The sequence below is a fragment of the Protofrankia sp. BMG5.30 genome, from assembly GCF_001983005.1.
GTDB lineage: Bacteria > Actinomycetota > Actinomycetes > Frankiales > Frankiaceae > Protofrankia > Protofrankia coriariae.
On sequence record NZ_MOME01000010.1, the window covers coordinates 133,122 to 150,800 of the forward strand.

General features: G+C 71.6%; 12 protein-coding genes. 3 read left to right on the forward strand and 9 right to left on the reverse strand.

Features of this window, described 5'->3' with window-relative positions:
• Positions 1-52: 52 nt before the first annotated feature.
• A complete protein-coding gene (locus BL254_RS05925) occupies positions 53-1,252 on the reverse strand; it encodes a cation:proton antiporter (protein WP_076842735.1) in 1,200 nt (399 codons plus the stop codon).
• Between the two features lie 67 nt (positions 1,253-1,319).
• Complete coding sequence (locus BL254_RS05930; protein ID WP_047222644.1) at positions 1,320-1,802, reverse strand: cation:proton antiporter regulatory subunit; 483 nt, start codon at positions 1,800-1,802, stop codon at positions 1,320-1,322.
• Between the two features lie 429 nt (positions 1,803-2,231).
• On the opposite strand from BL254_RS05930, the gene BL254_RS05935 reads away from it, so the two are divergent.
• A complete protein-coding gene (locus tag BL254_RS05935) occupies positions 2,232-2,765 on the forward strand; it encodes a PGPGW domain-containing protein (RefSeq protein ID WP_076842736.1) in 534 nt (177 codons plus the stop codon).
• 344 nt (positions 2,766-3,109) lie between these two features.
• Here the strand turns inward: BL254_RS05935 and BL254_RS05940 are convergent, their stop codons facing one another.
• Complete coding sequence (locus BL254_RS05940; protein ID WP_338052715.1) at positions 3,110-3,433, reverse strand: hypothetical protein; 324 nt, start codon at positions 3,431-3,433, stop codon at positions 3,110-3,112.
• 525 nt (positions 3,434-3,958) lie between these two features.
• On the opposite strand from BL254_RS05940, the gene BL254_RS05945 reads away from it, so the two are divergent.
• Both BL254_RS05945 and BL254_RS05950 read left to right on the forward strand, forming a co-directional pair.
• Positions 3,959-5,791 (forward strand): glycoside hydrolase family 15 protein, encoded by a 1,833-nt coding sequence (locus BL254_RS05945; RefSeq protein ID WP_076842737.1) that lies wholly within the window; start codon positions 3,959-3,961, stop codon positions 5,789-5,791.
• Positions 5,792-6,053: 262 nt separating this feature from the next.
• The gene (locus BL254_RS05950; RefSeq protein WP_076842738.1) at positions 6,054-7,337 is read left to right on the forward strand and encodes an L-2-hydroxyglutarate oxidase; all 1,284 of its coding nucleotides are present in this window, start codon (positions 6,054-6,056) and stop codon (positions 7,335-7,337) included.
• 40 nt (positions 7,338-7,377) lie between these two features.
• On the opposite strand, the gene BL254_RS05955 is transcribed toward BL254_RS05950, so the two are convergent.
• The 6 genes from BL254_RS05955 to BL254_RS25770 form a co-directional block, all read right to left on the reverse strand.
• Positions 7,378-8,202, reverse strand: coding sequence for a hypothetical protein (locus BL254_RS05955; RefSeq protein WP_175648299.1), 825 nt, complete (start codon positions 8,200-8,202; stop codon positions 7,378-7,380).
• A gap of 805 nt (positions 8,203-9,007) precedes the next feature.
• A complete protein-coding gene (locus BL254_RS05960; protein ID WP_139342201.1) occupies positions 9,008-10,024 on the reverse strand; it encodes a hypothetical protein in 1,017 nt (338 codons plus the stop codon).
• A gap of 746 nt (positions 10,025-10,770) precedes the next feature.
• A complete protein-coding gene (locus tag BL254_RS26865) occupies positions 10,771-11,637 on the reverse strand; it encodes a hypothetical protein (RefSeq protein ID WP_175648300.1) in 867 nt (288 codons plus the stop codon).
• A 1,204-nt stretch (positions 11,638-12,841) separates the two neighbouring features.
• Positions 12,842-14,257 carry a pyruvate kinase gene (gene pyk, locus BL254_RS05975; RefSeq protein WP_076842741.1) on the reverse strand — a complete coding sequence of 472 codons (1,416 nt, stop codon included), beginning with the start codon at positions 14,255-14,257 and terminating at the stop codon, positions 12,842-12,844.
• Between the two features lie 582 nt (positions 14,258-14,839).
• Positions 14,840-16,927, reverse strand: coding sequence for an ABC transporter ATP-binding protein (locus BL254_RS05980; protein ID WP_076842742.1), 2,088 nt, complete (start codon positions 16,925-16,927; stop codon positions 14,840-14,842).
• A gap of 93 nt (positions 16,928-17,020) precedes the next feature.
• Positions 17,021-17,518 (reverse strand): enoyl-CoA hydratase/isomerase family protein, encoded by a 498-nt coding sequence (locus tag BL254_RS25770; protein WP_139342202.1) that lies wholly within the window; start codon positions 17,516-17,518, stop codon positions 17,021-17,023.
• Positions 17,519-17,679: the final 161 nt, after the last annotated feature.

Sequence of the window (17,679 nt, forward strand, 5' to 3'; positions counted from 1 at the left end):
CGCGCCGGCCGGGCGGCGCCGTCCTGGCTGGTTCAGCCGCCCGGCAGGATCGTCATGCTGACAGGCTCGTCACGGTTTTCCTGCGCGAGCGCCTGGTGATCTTGCGGACGATCGGTTCGACGACCCGAGCGGCCAGCGGGCCGACAATCGCCATGATCAGCACATAGCAGGCGGCGAACGCGCCAAGCTTCGGCTCCACGTCGGCCACGACCGCCAGACCCGCGATGACGATCGAGAACTCGCCCCGCGCGACCAGTGCGGCCCCGGCCCGGTAGCGGCCCATCGTGCCGATCCCGGCCTTGCGCGCCGCCCACCAGCCGGTGAACACCTTCGTCGCCACCCCGGCGAGCGCCAGCAGCAGAGCGGGAAGGAACACCGGGGGGATCTCGCTGGGCTCCGTCTGCAGGCCGAAGAAGACGAAGAACACCGCGGCGAAGAGATCCCGCAGCGGCGTGAGCACCTCCCGCGCGCCCTCGGCCACCGGCCCCGACACGGCGATGCCGACCAGGAACGCCCCGACCGCGGCGGACACCCGGACCTGCTGGGCGGCGCCGGCCACGAGCAGAGCCAGCCCCATCAGCCGCAACAGCAGGATCTCGCTGTTGGGATCCGCGTTCGGGTTGTGGACCAGCCGGCTGACCTGCCGGCCGTACCGCAACGCCAGGACCAGGACGCAGACCAGCGCGGCCAGCGCGACCAGCAGCGTGACCGACCCCTGGGCGAGTGTCTGGTGGGCCAGCAGCGCGGTGAGGATGGGCAGGTACACCGCCATGGCGAGGTCCTCGAGGACCAGCACGGACAGCACCACGGGTGTCTCACGGTTACCGACCCGCCCCAGATCGGTGAGGACCTTGGCGATGATCCCGGAGGACGAGATGGYGGTGACCCCGCCCAGGACGACCGCGGCCAGCGGGCCCCAGCCGAGCAGGAACGCGGCGGCCACGCCGGGCAGGGCGTTGAGCGTCAGGTCGAGCGCGCCCGTGGGCGCCTGCCGGCGCAGGCCGTCGATCAGCTCCTGCGCCGTGTACTCCAGGCCGAGCGTCAGCAGCAGCAGGACGACCCCGATCTCGGCGCCGACCTCGATGAACTCCTCGCTGGCACCCAGCGGGAACAGCCCTCCGTGCCCGAAGGCGAGCCCCCCCAGCAGGTAGAACGGGATCGGGGAGATACCCACGATGGTGGCACAGTGGCCGAGCAGCCCGAGGGTGAACAGGACCGCGCCCAGTTCGAGGAAGGTCGCGGCTATGTCCACGGGCGGCTCTCCGCCAGTGCCGTGTCAGTGCTCCTTGGTAGCGCCGCGCCAGCGGCCAAGATCGCTATCAACCGACKCGGAACAGTTCGGCAACGGCAGCCGTGTTCTCCGGCGTACCAACCACCACGACGACGTCACCGGCAACGAAACCGAAGTCCGGGCGCGGGGAAGCGATCACCTGCTGGTCTCGAACGACAGCGACAATTGACGCTCCGGTCCTCGTCCGCGCATGGGTCTCCCCCAGCGGCTGCCCGTCGTAGGGGGAACCGGGAGTAATTTTGATCTGCTCCCCGACGATGCCCGCGAAGGCCTTGCCGAGGTTGTTCAGCCGCTCGACGATGTGCGGGGCACCCAGCAGTTCTGCCAAGGCGTCGCTCTCCTCCGCGGTCAGCGGGATTGACTCACTACAGGTGTCCATGTCGTCGGTGTCGTAGATCACCAGCTCACGCCGACCGCCATGATGTGACACCACACCGACCCGCCGTCCACTGCGGGTGCGGAAATCGTGGCGCAACCCGATGCCCGGGAGCGTGGTCTCCTCCACGTCCACTGCGACCCCTCCGGTGAACCCGACGTGGACGCCGAACCCACAAAAGATCGAAATCCCAATGATCAGAACTCGGTGATCCGAACTGCCCGATGCCCGGAACCACTTGATGCCCGGAGCCGCTCAGCGATCAGATCGCTGACCAGAACTGCGCAACCAGAACTGCCGTGACCAGAACTGCGGGTCCGCTTCTGACGCATCGACCCTCTCGTTATCTAAACATACCCAACGGCCCGGTAGCCCGGGCTGACAAGCCCCGAGCCGTCCGGCCGGCCCGGAGGGCTCGCCGGACGGACGGTCAACCAGTTGGCGGCCGGCAGAAGCATTCCCCGGATACCGTGACGAGAGCGTCCAGCGCATCCACGGCCGGGCGTGTGGGCCGGGCAGCGGCCCACGAGGGTTCACGAGGATTTACCGGGAGGCGGGGCCGCGGTGCTGAACAGGAGTGCTCGCATCATCCGCCGGATCGTGGTGAGCGCGGTCGGCGTGGCCGTGCTGGGGTTGGGCGTGGCCCTGCTCGCCCTGCCCGGGCCGGGCTTCCTCGTCATCGCGCTGGGGTTCTTCGTCCTGAGCCTGGAGTACGAGTGGGCCCGCCGGCAGTTCGAGCAGGCCCGGCGCAGGGCCGCCGACCTTGCCGACCAGGCGGCCGCGAGCGTGTGGTCATCGGCGTTCACGATCCTGTTCGGGCTCGGGATGATCGCGGCAGGCATCCTCTGGATCGTCGTGGAGACGCTGCCCTTCTCCTCACCGTGGACGGGCGGCAGTGTGGTCTTCGGCGGTCTGGTGATCCTTTCCACCATTCTGTTCAGCCTGTGRCAGGCCAAACAGGCCCGTGACGCCGGCGAGCCGACCCCGGCCGAACTGCTCGATCTCAAGGAGGAGGAACACCACAGGCGCGTCTCCGCCGCCTCCTCATCCACCTCCGCTCCTCCTGGCGCGCCCCCGACCTCCTCCACCGAGGAATAGCCGCCACCGGACCGGCAAATCCCCGAACCGGGCGTCCTCTTCGGCCCGTCTGTCTTCGGCCCGTCCGTCTTCGGCCCGTCTGTTCTCAACTGGTTGCGCTCGACCTGCTGTGTTCAGCCCGTTGCGGCGCCCCGACGGACCAGCGCCCACGCCCTGCCCTTCTCGCACCGAGAAACCCGCCGGCGACAGCCGTCGCCCGCGGCCCTGACCCGGCACTCGTAGGTGGAAAACGTCATCCCCACACCGGAAACCACCTACAGCGCGCGGACGCGTAGGTGGAAAACGCTGTCAGGACAACTGGAACCACCTACGCCTTCGGCCGACGGCGGGCCAGGTGAGGTGGCCTACTGGCCCTGGGTGAACTCGCTTATGCCGATGACGTTCGACTGGGCGTGTACGCACCGGTAGACAGCGGCCTTGTCGGCCGGCGAGGCAAACGTGATGTTGTAGCGCAACGGATAGACCCGGCTGCTGCGCACGCTGTTGTGGTCGGGCGGCTCCTGTACCGCCCCACCGCTGGTGGGGCATGCGGCCCGGACGGCGTCCTTCTGGGCATCGGTCGCGGTCGGAGTGAAGTAGACCACCGCCTCGACGCGTGGTGAGGGCCCGGCTACCGTGACGTAGATGCCGAAGGCAATCAGGCCGGCCAGCGCAAGCGCACCCAACACCACCCAACGCCGGTTATGCCGATCTGTCAGGGTCCGGCGCGCCGTGGCCAGGGCCCGCGCCGCGGCCGGCCGCGGCGGGCGGCGATCACCTACTCGTGTCGCCGCGGTCGGCCTGGTCGGCGCTGGCTCGCCCAACACTTCGTCCGGTACGTCCTGCGAGGTCACGGGCCTTCCTTCGGGCGCGGTAGCGGCCTGCCACAACGGTTGCGGCCAGCCTGACACCGATCGGCACGGCGCCGGCCGGCGCACGGCGATCGGTGTCCGCAATCCGACCATCGCGACCGGACCTACCCCCAACCTAGCGCCGTGAGCGAGGTCGTAGGGTAAGCGGTCTTCCCGCTCGTGCCGACCGACACGTGCGATCCATGTCACACCCAGAACCACGTTCAGAACCACGTCCAGACCTGAATCCAAGCCGGCCCAATGCGTTTCGATCACGGGGGGCCAGGGGCATCGCGTGACGGCGTCCCTGGTGATCGTCTGTGTTCGTGGTGGCGGAGGGCCCCGAGAAACTCCGGAGAGACCGTGCCCTCCCGCATTGAGGACTACGCGCTGATCGGCGACACACATTCGGCCGCGCTGGTCTCCAGGGACGGTTCGATCGACYGGTTGTGCCTGCCCCGCTTCGACTCGCCCGCGTGTTTTGCCGCCCTGCTCGGTGACGAGAACTCCGGCCGCTGGAGGATCGCGCCGGTCGATCCGGTACTCGCGGTGAGCAGACGATACCGCGGCGACACCCTCGTCCTCGAAACCRACATGACCACGACGAGCGGGACCGTACGGATCGTCGACGCGATGTACCCGCGCTCCGGCGAGCACCTCGTGCTGCGGCTCGTCGAGGGCATCGAGGGCACGGTCCGGATGCGCAGCGAGACCCGCATCCGCTTCGACTACGGCTCGATCGTCCCGTGGGTGCGCCGTTTCGACGACCACACGGTGGTCRCGGTCGCCGGCCCCGACGCGGTCACCCTGCGCACGACCGCGCCGATGGAGGGCCACGACATGGCCACCTACTCRCAGTTCACGGTCTCCGCCGGGCAGTCCGTGCCGTTCTCGCTGACCTGGTGCCCCTCGCACCGTCCGACCCATGCCCGCATCGACGTCCGCCGGGCGATCGACCTGACCGAGTCGTGGTGGGCGGACTGGATGGCCGGCTGCACCTACGACGGCCAGTGGCAGGACGCCGTCCGCCGGTCCCTGATCACCCTCAAGGCGCTGACGTACGCGCCGACCGGCGGCATCGTCGCGGCGGTCACAACCTCCCTGCCGGAGATGATCGGCGGGGTCCGCAACTGGGACTACCGCTACTGCTGGCTGCGGGACGCCACCATCACCCTGCTCGCCCTGCTCGACGCCGGGTTCACCAGCGAGGCCACGGCCTGGCGGGAGTGGCTGCTGCGGGCGGTGGCGGGCGACCCCTCACAGGTCCAGATCATGTACGGCGTCGGCGGCGAGCGCCGGCTGCCCGAGTACGAGGTACCGTGGCTGCCCGGCTACGAGGGCTCCGCTCCCGTCCGGGTCGGCAACGGCGCCGTCGACCAGTTCCAACTGGACGTCTACGGCGAGGTGCTCGACGCGCTGCACGTCGCCCGGATGGCCACCGACGTCGACGGCCATGACGACTCGTGGGCGTTGCAGAGCAAGCTGATGGAGTTCCTGGAGACCGGGTGGCGCAAGCCCGACGAGGGCATCTGGGAGGTCCGCGGGCCGCGCCGGGACTTCGTCCACTCCAAGGTGATGGCCTGGGTGGCGGTCGACCGGGCCGTCAAGGGCATCACCGAGTGGGGGCTGCCCGGCCCGCTGGACCGCTGGACGGCGCTGCGGACCGAGATCCACAACGAGGTCTGTGCCCGCGGTTTCGACCCCGCCCGCAACACCTTCACCCAGTTCTACGGCTCCACCGAACTGGACGCGGCCCTGCTGAACATCCCGCTCGTCGGCTTCCTGCCGGCGACGGATCCGCGCGCGGTCGGCACGGTCGCCGCCATCGAACGCGAACTCGTCCAGGACGGGTTCGTGCTGCGCTACCCGACCGCGGAGGACGGCGCGGTCGACGGCCTGCCCGCCGGTGAGGGCGCCTTCCTCGCCTGCACCTTCTGGCTCGCCGACAACTACGCCCTGTCGGGACGGGTGCGCGAGGCCCAGGAACTGTTCGAGCGGCTGCTTGCGCTGCGTAACGACGTGGGGTTGCTGGCGGAGGAGTACGACCCCGCCCTCGGCCGGCTGGTCGGCAACTTCCCGCAGGCGTTCAGCCACGTCCCGCTGGTCAACACCGCCCGGACGCTGACCGACGCCCTGCGCGGCAGGCCGCGCTCGCGCACCGACCGGGCCTACCCGCCAGGCCACTTCTTCGGCTGATTCCCCGGCCGACTCCCCGATCGTCCGCCGGCCGTCCCCGCTGTCCGCCCGCTTCGTCCGCTTCGTCCGCCCGTCATCCGTGCCGGGACAGCCGAAGCGGCGGGGAACGACGAGGGAAGAGAGAAARGCAAAGGATCATCTTTTGCGCCGCGCGCCCGGCAGCCCCGTAACATCGCCGGCGGACGGGTACGCGACCATAGTTCTTCCTGCGCTCCCTGCGCGCACGGAAACCCATGGCRTCCAAGGAACCAGGAGCGGGCGCGTGGCGGGTCGGGTTGCGGTGATCGGCGGCGGCATTCTCGGGCTCGCGGTGGCCCGGCGGATCCAGCAGGTCGATCCCGCTGCCACGGTGACGCTCTTCGAGAAGGAGCATGACGTCGCCCGCCACCAGAGCGGGCACAACAGCGGAGTCGTCCACGCCGGGCTGTACTACCAACCGGGATCCCTGAAGGCGACCCTGTGCCGACGAGGCGTGGTGCTGCTCAGGGAGTACTGCGCCACGCACGGCATCCGCTACGACGAGTGCGGCAAGGTCGTGGTCGCGGTCGACGACAGCGAGCTGGGCAGGCTCACCGACATCGCGCGCCGGGCACAGGCCAACGGCGTCCCGGACACCACCATGCTGGACGGGCACGACCTGCGCCGCTACGAACCGCACGCCCGCGGGGTGGCCGCACTGCACTCCCCCACGACCGCGATCGTCGACTACCGGGCGGTGGCCCGCCGGCTGCGTGACAGCGTCCAGGACGCCGGCGGCACGGTGCGTACCGGCAGCGAGGTCGTCGCCGTCGAGGAGCGTCCCGACGGCGTCCACCTGGGCCTGCGGGTTCGGGGGAACATCCGGGTGCCGCCCAACGGCACGCACGCGACCGCGTCCCGGGCCGGTGGCACGGTCGCGGCCGTGTCCACGATGGCCGGGCCGTTCGACCTGCTCGTCGCCTGCGCCGGCCTGCAGTCCGACCAGGTCGCCGCGCTCACCGGCGAGGATCCCTCACCACAGATCGTCCCGTTCCGCGGCGACTACTGGCTGCTGCGACCGGAGCGCCGCGGCCTCGTGCGCGGGCTGATCTACCCGGTGCCGGATCCGCGATACCCGTTCCTCGGCATCCATCTGACCAGAAGGGTGGACGGGAACGTGYTGGTCGGCCCGAACGCGGTCCTCGCGACCGCCCGCGAGGGCTACACCGGGCTGAYCGTGCGAGGCTCCGAACTGCGTCAGACGCTCGCCTGGCCGGGCTTCCGGACGATGGCGCGCCGGCACTGGCGGACCGGGGCCCGGGAGATCCTGCGCACGGCGAGCCGGCACGCGTTCATCGCCGAGGCCCGCCGGTACGTCCCACAGCTGCAGGCCGCCGACGTGGTCCGGGGGCCCTCCGGTGTCCGGGCGCAGGCGGTCGCGCGCGACGGCGCCCTGGTGGACGACTTCGTGCTGTCGATACGCGGGAAGATCGTGCACGTGCGGAACGCGCCGTCACCGGCGGCCACCGCTTCCCTGGCCATCGCCGAGCACATAGTGGACAGGATCGTGGCCGAACCGGCCGCGTGAGCGCACCGGCGCCGCCCGCGCCGGGGCACCTCACCCACGATCAGCTGTCTCTCCCGCCGAGGCCGCCGGGCCCACCACGGGCTTCCCTCGGCCTGACGGGCAGAAACCGGGCCAGCAGCGCGYCGGTGACGGTGAACAGCCCGCTCAGCAGCGTGATCCACAGACCCGGCCCCAGCTCGACCGAGAGGTCCAGCTCGATGCCGCCCAACTGGTCGACGCGCAGCAGCCGAATCATGTCGATCACAGCGATCAGAATGATCGTCAGGCCGATCGCGGCGGTGAGTATCCACCGCCAGCCATTTCGGTCACGGCCGGTGAGCATCCCGCCGAGAACGACCGCCAGGACACCGAGCAGCGCTGTCGTCCCGCCGTAGTACCGGCCGGCCTCGGTCCCCCGCAGCGGGAGCTCCATGATGTCGAAGGCGGTGATGGTCGCCCAGGTCATGACCGAACCGACGATGGCCGTGGCACCGGCGACGAGCACGAGCAGGCCCCCGAGCAGCCCCACCAGCCGCTCCCCGGCATGTGCGGGGTCACCTGCCGTGGCGCCCGTACCGCCCGTGTAGCCCGCCGGCCCCCCACCCGTCTCCCCCGGACGGGCGCCGACCGGAGCGCCCCACAGGAAGCCCGGCTCGGCGCCGCCGTCCGGTGGCCCGGCTTTACCCGGGCCGTTCGCGGCGTTACCCGCGGCGGGGCGCGCCCACGACAGGGACCCGGGCGCCGGTGGTGCGCCACTGGTGTCCCGGCCACCGGCGTCCGGTCCGCGGTAACCGGGCGGCCGGGCCCATCGTGGATCAGCCGTCAGCGCGTGCGCCGCACGTCGTTCGGCACGCCACCGGCGCAGCCGCTCCAACTCGCCGTCCACACTGTCCGTGTTGTCCGTTATACCTGTTTTATCCGTCCTGATCGTGTTACCTGTGTTGTCCGCGTTGCCCCGGCCGTCTCCACCGATCGGCTGGGGCCGCGGGCCAGCACCGTCGGCTGGGCCGCTCACCCGACCCTTGGACGGATCCGTGCCGGCCTCCACATGGGCCCGATCCTCCCCGGCCTGCCCGCCCGGTCCCCAGAGTTGCTCCTCCGACCGCCAGATCTGCTCCTCCGGCTCCTGGGCCGCCMCCATCGGCTCCCGGAGCCGGGATCCAGCCGGTGGCCCAGCCCCCGCGAGGGCCCCAGGCACGGAAAGAGGATCGGCGCGCTGCCCTCGGCTCCGTGCCGGCCCGGAGATCCGGGCCTCCGGCAACGCGAGAAAAGCATCATCGCGCTGCCTTCGGCCAGGGGAGCCCGCGTCCGCCACAGGCTCGACCGCCGAGCGCGCCCGCGGGCTCGGTTCCTGCTCGGACACGTCTTCCTCCTGTTTCTGTCCGACCGACGGTCACCCGGCTCCAACTGGCCGGGGGTCTGGCCCTGCAGGCCGACCGGATCCGGCACCCGGGATTCGGCGCGCGTGGCGCCGGCCGGCACCTGCCCGGCTCGTGACGTCTTGTCCTCCGTCACTCCTGGTCGTATCACGCGGTCGGACGGCGCGCGCGGTCACTTCCGCCTCCTGGGACACAATCACGCCCGGTGGAACCCAGTTCCACCGGGCACGGTTTCCGCGGGGGTTCCCGCGGGCACAGACGATCATGCTGACGCTTCGGTTCGGCCGGTCGRCCAGGCCGGACCCGGCGCGGTCATCCGCCATGACGGCCACGCCGCAGCAGCCAACCGCCGACAAGCGCGAGCAACCCGGCCACCAGGGTCAGGACCAGCCCCGACGCGGGAGCGACGCTGATCTGGTTGGCGGCGAGGGTCCGGAAGGACGACAGCGAGGCCGGCCCGGCGACCAGATCCATGACGGCGAACACGGCGACTCCCGCTCCCAGCAGCGTCGCCACCGCGGCGTCCGTGCCGCCCGGGCGGCGGCCGGACACATGCGCCGCACCGATCACCAGCAGGACAACCGCCACCATCAGGGTGATTCTTCCATCACCAACCGTCAGACCGGTGAACGTACGGGTCTCCTCGCCATCACTGACCGTGCTCCAGGGCAGGGTGGCGGCAATCCCGCCGAGGCCGCCGGCGACGGTCAGGAGCACACCGGCGAACCGGCCACCGACGCCGGGTTCCGCATCGATGCCGGGTTCCGGCTCCACGGGCGAACGCGGACGCGAGCCGCGCGGACCCGCGCCGTGCGCGGATCGCGCGGCTTTCACGGGCCGCGCGGCCTGCGAAGGCTGGGAAGGCTGCGCCTCTTCGGACGGCTGATCGTCCAGCGTGCCCCCACGCAGTACGCCGCTGCCAGGCGGGCGGCCGGCGGGCGGCCCTTCCTCGGGCGGGTCGCCGCCGGGGCGGCCGGCGGCAGGCTCGGCGGACCCGGGCGCCGGAGGCCGCCCCGAGGAAGTGTCACGCGGTGTGACGCGCAGCGGGGAAAGCACGACCGTGGAGTCGGAATCGGAACGGGAGCCGGTGCCGCCGGTCTCCGGCCGAGATTCGCGCCGCCCTGGTGGTGCCTGGCGGCTGAAATACCCGGTCGTGCCCGCGGTGGCGGCGGTCGGGTAGCTCGACCGCGGTTCGTCGCCGGGCCGTGCCGTCGTCCCGGTCGACCCGCTGGCTTCGCTCCCCGCCGCGGCCGCCTGGCCGGTCAGTGACCGCCGACGGATCCGCGACGTCTGCTCCCATGGCGCCGGGTCGTCCCCCGGCAACGGCACCGGAACGTCCGGCGTGGGAGACGCCGGAGCCAGACCACCGTGGTTTCCATGCTGGCTGCGCTGACTGTCGGTGTTGTCACGCCCGGGTGGCTGCTCCGGCGTGTCCGGCTGCGCGGGCCGCGGCTGCCACGGACGGTCATCCGTCACCGCCGGCCGGGCGGCACCCCGGTCTTCGGGCAGGGGCCCGCGTGGCTGTGGCTGCGCCTGCCCCGGACCCGCCGGCGCCCGCGACGGTGCCGGGGTGGGAGGCGCCGCACCCACAACCGGCGGTTGCGACGACCCGGCGAACGGCTGCGACGACCCGGCAGACGGCTGCGACGACGCTGTCGGCGGCTGCGGGGGCCTGGCCGATGACTGCGACAACCCGGCCGACGGCGGGGCAGAAGCGGCCGACGACTGTGCCGGCCCGACTGGCGGTTGCGAGGGCCTGCCAGAAGGCTGCGGCGACACGGCCGACGGCTGTGCGGACGCGGCTGGCGACTGCGGGGGCACGGCTGGCGACTGCGGCCGTGCGGCCAGTGGCTGTGACCGGGCGGGCGTGGAGCGGGCAGCCGGCCGTGCCTCGGGCGAACTCTCCGACGACTGCGGGCCTGGCCGCTCAGGGCCTGGCCGCTCAGGGCCTGGCCGCTCAGACCCCGAACGCTGCGGAGCCGGCCGGCCGGGAACGGCCCGATCGGGGGCGCCGCCGGCGGCCCGCTGATCGGGCCGGCCGGTGGGGGAACCGGCCGGTGGGGGAACCGGCGGTGTCACGGGTGGCACAGCGTCACCCGGCCTGCTCCCGCCGGGCAGATCTCCGGCCGGCCGGGCACGGTCCGCCGCAGTCGGTCGGGGACGCGGCGGCTGAGCGCTCGGCGGCTGAGCGCCCGGCGGCTGAGCGCCCGGCGGCTGAGCGCCCGGCGGCTGAGCGCCCGGCGGCTGAGCGCCCGGCGGCTGAGCGCCCGGCGGCGGAGCGCTCGGCGGCTGCGTGGGCCGGGGTTGGACGGGCCTCGGCTGTGCCCGGCGAAGCTCCACCCGGCGGGGCTCCGCGGACGGTGGTAGGCGGCGTTCCACCCGCGAAGGCTCGGCCCGCGAGGGCGGGACGCGCGGCGGCTCGACCGGACGAGGATCACCTGATCGAGAACCCGACGGCGCTCCGGCCGCTGGAGCTGGCGAGGCACGCGGCGGCTCGACCGGACGAGAGTCGCCCTGCGCTGGCTGTGCCCGCCCCGACTCCGACTCACGCGACGGTGACGGTTGCGCCACCGGAGGTTTCGGCGCGTCCGTTCCGCGAGGACCGGCGACGGGCTGCCCGCCAGCGGCGGTCCCACCGATGACGCGGCTGTCAGCGGGCCGTGCGGCCGGTCGTGCGGCCGGCCCCTGCCAGGACTGCGCCCCGGGACGTCGACCGCCCGGATCAGCCCCCCGGCCTGCCGTCCCTGTGGGACCGGCCGCCGTCCCGGACGACGATGACGCCGCTGGACGCTCGCCCGGTGCCACGCCCGAGCCGCGATCCCCCGCCGACCGGGCGACCGGCGGCCGCCCCTCGGACGGTCGTGCCCCACCAGCCCCACCAGCCCCACCGGCAGCACCGGCAGCACCGGCAGCACCGGCAGCACCGGCAGCACCGGCAGCACCGGCAGCACCGACAGCGAAGCGTGGCGGTTGCGCCGGGCGATGTCCGGATGCCTGTCGCGCGTCCGGCCCGGCTGTGCTGCTCCCGGCGGAAGTGCTGCTCCCGGCGGAAGTGGCCGCGGCGGCACCCGCCGCGGAAGGAGCAGACGTCTGCGGCCGCTCGGGCGGATCCGATGGACGTCCGACGTCCTTCTTCCCGCTGTCGGCGTTCCCGCTGTCGGCGTTCGCGCCCTCCCCGCTGGACGGCCTCGACGGGCCCGACGGGCTCATGACCGGACCGGATCTGGCGCTACCAGCGCCCTGGTCGGTTCGGCCAGACCGCTGCGGCGGTTGATCGGTCATTGCGCACGCTCCCGGGTCACGTGGGCCGAGTCAGGCCCAGCGTAATCCGGAGCATGCGTCGCTCCAGTAGCCGTTCTGCAACGTATCGTAAACGGCATTACCGTACGTTCGCCTGACTGGTCACATACGCACGCGGGGCCTGCGGATACCCGTGCGTGGACCCGGCCCTCAACTTCACCGAAATCCTCATCGAGGACGACCCTACGACCCACCGCCGTCGCGTACCGTTCCAGCCGGTCCGCGACAGTCGTGACACGACCGATCCGGAAAGCCACGGTCGATCACAGTTATCTCAAAACGGCCACGGCACCCGGTCTACGCGCCCATTACGACAGGCGACACGAAAACCAGCCTGCAAATACCGCAAAGCACGCCGACATCCGGTCCTCACGAACTCGACACCCACCCGTAACCCCCATCGCCACGGTGGCCGATTTGGCATGCCGACGGACCTCGCATCGCACGGAAGCAACGCTCGGGCGCCACGGACAGAACAGGATCTCAACCGCCCTCGTCAACCACCACCAGATGATCGACAGGCCCACCACGGCAGGCAGCCCTCTACACCCCCGAGCCCCGCCAACGCCGATCACCGCGAGGCAGCCCGCCCGGCAGACCGCTCCGAAGGATGTGAATCCACCGCTGCCAGAACAGCACCGGATCCACATCCTTCCCCACGCCCAATGATCGGCAAGCCCACCACGCCGACCAACCAACCAACCACGCCAGAGGCCCCCAAATTGCGGCAAAGCCCCCAACCAACCGCCCCCTTACCGATCATCGACAGATGATCGGTAAGCCCACCACGGCGGCCAACCAACCACGTCAGGGGCCCCCAAATTGTGACAAAGTCACAATTTGGGGTCAGACCTCTTCCCCGATACGGTGTACCCGGATGGTGTTGGTCATCCCGGCCACGCCGGGCGGGGTACCGGCCACGACGACCACCAGTTCGCCGGGCTTACAGCGTTCCAGCTGGAGCAGCGCGCTGTCGACCTGCCGCACCATCTCGTCGGTGCTGTGCGCGAACGGGACCAGGAAGGTCTCGACGCCCCACAGCAGTGCGAGCTGGCTGCGGACGGCGGGCACCGGGGTGAAGGCCAGCAGCGGGATGGGGCTGCGGTATCGGGCGAGCCGGCGGGCGGTGTCCCCGCTCTGGCTGAACGCCACCAGGTAGCGGGCGCCCATGGCGCTGCCGACGTTGGCGGCAGCCTCCGCCAGCGCGCCACCGACGGTACGCGGACGGGTACGCAACGGTGGGAGCCGGCCCAGGTCCGTTTCGGCTGTCTCGATGATCCGGGCCATCGTGGCCACGGCTTCGACGGGGTACTCACCGACGCTGGTCTCGGCCGACAGCATGATCGCGTCGGCGCCGTCGAGAACCGCGTTGGCGCAGTCGCTGGCCTCGGCCCGGGTGGGCCGGGGCGCGTGCACCATCGACTCCAGCACCTGGGTGGCCACGATCACCGGCTTCGCGCGCTCGCGCGCCCAGGACACGCCGCGCTTCTGTACCAGTGGCACCACCTGCAACGGCAGTTCCACCCCCAGGTCACCCCGGGCGATCATAAGACCGTCGAACGCCTCGACGATCTCTTCGAGCTGGTCAACGGCCTGCGGCTTTTCGATCTTGGCCAGGACGGGCAGGCGCACCCCGACCTCGTCCATCACCGCCCGGACCTTCTCGACGTCGGCGGCCGAGCGGACGAAGGACAGAGCGATCATGTCGGCGGGCAGCCCGAGCCCGAAACGCAGGTCCTCGGCGTCCTTGTCGGTCAGGGCGGGCACGCCAAGGGCCGCGCCCGGGATGTTCATCCCCTTGTGGTTGCTGACCGGGCCACCGACGATGACCGTGGTGTGGACGTCGGAGCCCGCGACCTCGACGACCTCGAGCACCAGCCGGCCGTCGTCGACGAGGATCCGGTCGCCCGCGGTGACATCGGAGGTCAGCCCGGAGAAGGTCGTCCCGACCCGGTGCTGGTCACCGAGCACGTCGTCAGTCGTGATCGTGAACCGGTCGCCGGAGGCCAGGGTGACCGGGCCGGACCCGAACTTCCCGAGTCTGATCTTGGGCCCCTGCAGGTCGACGAGGATGCCGACGCTACGGCCGACCGCGTCGGAGGCGGCCCGGATCTGCTGGTAGGTCTGCGCATGCTGTTCATGGGAGCCGTGGGAGAGGTTGAGACGGGCGATGTCCATACCGGCCTCGACCAGCTCCCGAATCCTCTCGGGCGAGCTGGTGGCCGGACCAAGTGTGCATACAATTTTCGCGCGGCGAGACACGAGACAAGCCTAGGAAATGACTCCGGTGGTCCGTACACCGCCCCCACTATCCGCTGGCCGACACCCGGAAAGTTTTCCAACCGCGGGAAAAAGGCCCTATTCCGTTTACCTGGGGCGCCATGCGTACAGGTGGGCGTACCGTCACACCGGCCCGCGCCGCCGCGGGGAGGCGGGTGACGACAGCCGGGCAGGCCCGCCCACGGCCGTCACGGACAGTGTGGCCAGCCGGGCCGGGCCGGGGGTTCCCAGCTCACGGTGGCCGGGCGGCGGCGGGGAGCCCGGCGGCCCACCGCCGTCCCACCGGTGGCATCCGCCGTCGCGTCGCCGGCCGGAGCGGCCAAGACAAGCACGGAAAGTAGCATCAAGATCGTCGCAGGGGTACTGGCCCACAGCCGGGCGAACACGGCCCGAACGAACCGCCCCGCGGCCGTCACGCGGCTGCCGCCCGGGCGTGCGTGCCAGGCGTCCCTGGACGGCGGGCCGGAAGACCTGTGGGGATGGTCCATCCAGCTTTACCCACCGGCCCGTACCGTCGGCGTTCCCCGGCTCCGCTCACCGGCCGGCTCCGCCCCACCAGCGAGATCATCCGACCGTGGCGGCCGATGCGCCCTCCCGCCGCGCGCCGTCCCGGCTCTCGCTGCCCCGGGCCTCCCCGTCCCGGGCCTCCCCGGAGCCGGCTTCGCCAGAACTGGCCTCCCCGTCCCGGGCCTCCCCGGAGCCGGCTTCGCCAGAACTGGCCTCCCCGTCCCGGGCCTCCCCGGAGCCGGCATCCCCGGAGCCGGCCTCGCCGTGGTGGGCCGCGTTCTGGGCTGCGAACTGGGTGCGGTACAGCTCGGCGTACAGGCCGCCGCGGGCCAGCAGTTCGGTGTGCCGGCCGCTGTCGACCAGCCGGCCGTTCTCGACGACGAGAATCCGGTCGGCGTCCCGGACGGTGGACAGCCGGTGAGCGATCACCAGCGACGTCCGGCCGACCAGCGCGGTGGCCAGGGCCTGCTGGACGGCGGCTTCGGACTCGCTGTCGAGATGGGCGGTGGCCTCGTCCAGGACGACGATCGAAGGCTCCTTGAGCAGCAGCCGGGCGATGGCGAGGCGCTGCTTCTCCCCGCCGGAGAGCCGGTAGCCGCGGTCACCGACGACCGTGTCGAGGCCGTCGGGCAGCGCCCGCACGACGTCGCCGATCTGGGCCGCGTCCATGGCCGCCCACATCTGCTCGGGCGTGGCTGCCGGCCGGGCGTAGGCGAGGTTCGCCCGGATGGTGTCGTGGAAGAGGTGCGCGTCCTGGGTGACCACACCCACGGCGTCCCGCAGCGACCGCAGGGTGATCTCCCGCACGTCGTGGCCGCCGACCCGGACGGTGCCGCTGACCGCGTCGTACATGCGGGGCACCAGTTGGCTGATCGTCGTCTTGCCGGCTCCGGACGGCCCGACCAGCGCGACCATCTCCCCGGGCGCCACCCGGAACGACACCTGGTGCAGGACGGTCTCGGACGGCCGGTGGTCGAGCACCGCCACCGACTCCAGGGAGGCCAACGACACCTCGTCCGCGGCCGGGTAGCGGAATCCGACGTCGTCGAACTCGATCGTGGCCGCGCCGGGCGGCAGGTCGACCGCGCCCGGCCGGTCGGAGATCGCCGGGGTGAGGTCGAGCACCTCGAAGACCCGCTCGAAGGAGACCAGCGCGGTCATCACGTCGACGTTGACGTTCGACAGCTGGGTCAGCGGGCCGTAGAGCCGCGCCAGGTACGAGGTCAGCGCGACGACGGTGCCGACCTGAAGCGTGCCCTCGGCGGCGAACCGCCCGCCCACGCCGTAGACGATCGCGGTCGCCAGGGATGCAACCAGGGTCAGCGAGACGAAGAAGATCCGGCCGTACATGGCCTGGGTGACGCCGATGTCGCGGACCCGGGCGGCCTTGGCCGTGAAGCCGTCGTTCTCCCGGGCCGGGTGGCCGTAGAGCTTGGCGAGCATCGCCCCGGAGACGTTGAACCGTTCGGTCATCACCGTGTTCATCTCGGCGTTGAGCCCGTAGCTCTCCCGGGTGAGCGCGGCCAGCTTCGGCCCGAGCAGCCGCGCCGGGACGACGAACACCGGCAGCAGCAACAGCGAGACGACCGTGATCTGCCACGACAACGCGATCATCGCGGCGAGGACGAAACCGACGGAGACGATGTTGGACAGGACCGAGGACAGCGTCCCGGTGAAGGCCGACTGGGCGCCGAGGACGTCGTTGTTCAGCCGGGAGATCAGCGCGCCGGTCTGGGTCCGGGTGAAGAACGCCAGCGGCTGGCRCTGGACGTGGTCGAACAGCCCGGCCCGCATGTCGAAGATCAGGCCTTCGCCGATGCGGGCGGAGAACCACCGTTGCGCGAGGGCCAGCAGCGCGTCGACGACGGCGATGAGCCCGACCAGCGCGGCAAGCGCCTCCACGACGCCCACCCGGCCGGGGATGATGCCCTCGTCGATGATCGCCTTGTAGACCAGCGGAGTCGTCGCGCCGAGCGCGGCGCTGATGACGATCAGGACGAGGAAGCCGACGAGCATCCTCCGGTAGGGCCGCGCGAACCCGGCGATCCGGCGCAGGGTGCCCGGCCGCAGTTTCTGGTGGACGACCGAGCGGTCACGCTGGAAGGCCCGCGCGCTGACGCGCGGCCCGTCCTCGGCGAATCTCATCGGCGGACCCCCGAATCCTGCTCATGCTTACGTTGCAACACTGTAAGCGAAAGCAGACGAGGATCGTTCCCGTCACGACCTCGGCCGGACGCGTCAGCCGGCTGCCCCGGCCGGTGCCGACGAGCAGCGCTCCTGAGCATCGCGCTCCGCACGCAACTGATCCGCTACAGAAAGCTCGCGGCTGTGCAGCAGCAACGCCTTGACCTCGACGGCCGCCTCGCGAGGAGCCGCAAGCAGGGCGGCGRCCAGCTCCTCCACCACCCGGTCGAGCTCGGCGGGGGCGGCCAGCCGGTCCACCAGCCCCACCGCCTGGGCCTGAGCGCCGGAAAGAACACGCCCGGTCACACACAGGTCCAGCGCACGGCTGTAGCCGACCAGGTCGACCAGCACCCGGGAAACCCCGAGCGCCGGAATGCGGCCATGGCGGACGTCGCCGAAGGACAGGTACGCGTCGTCACGGGCAACCCGTAGGTCGCAGGCGAGCGCGAGGTGCAGGGCGTCGACGGCGTACCCGCTGACGACCGCGACGCTGAACAGGTCGGGACGCGACAGCCAGCCGAGCGCGGACTGCCAGCCAGCAGCCGTCCCCATGTCATGGAATGCCCCGTGGTCATGGAGTACCTCGTGGGACGCCTCATGGGGCGCCTGGAATGCCACGTCGCCCGCGGCCGGCCATCTCGCGGCCGTCCCACCGTCGGACTGCCGGCCCGTGAGCCCGCCGTCGGCCAGCCGCTCCGCGAGCGGTCGGCCGC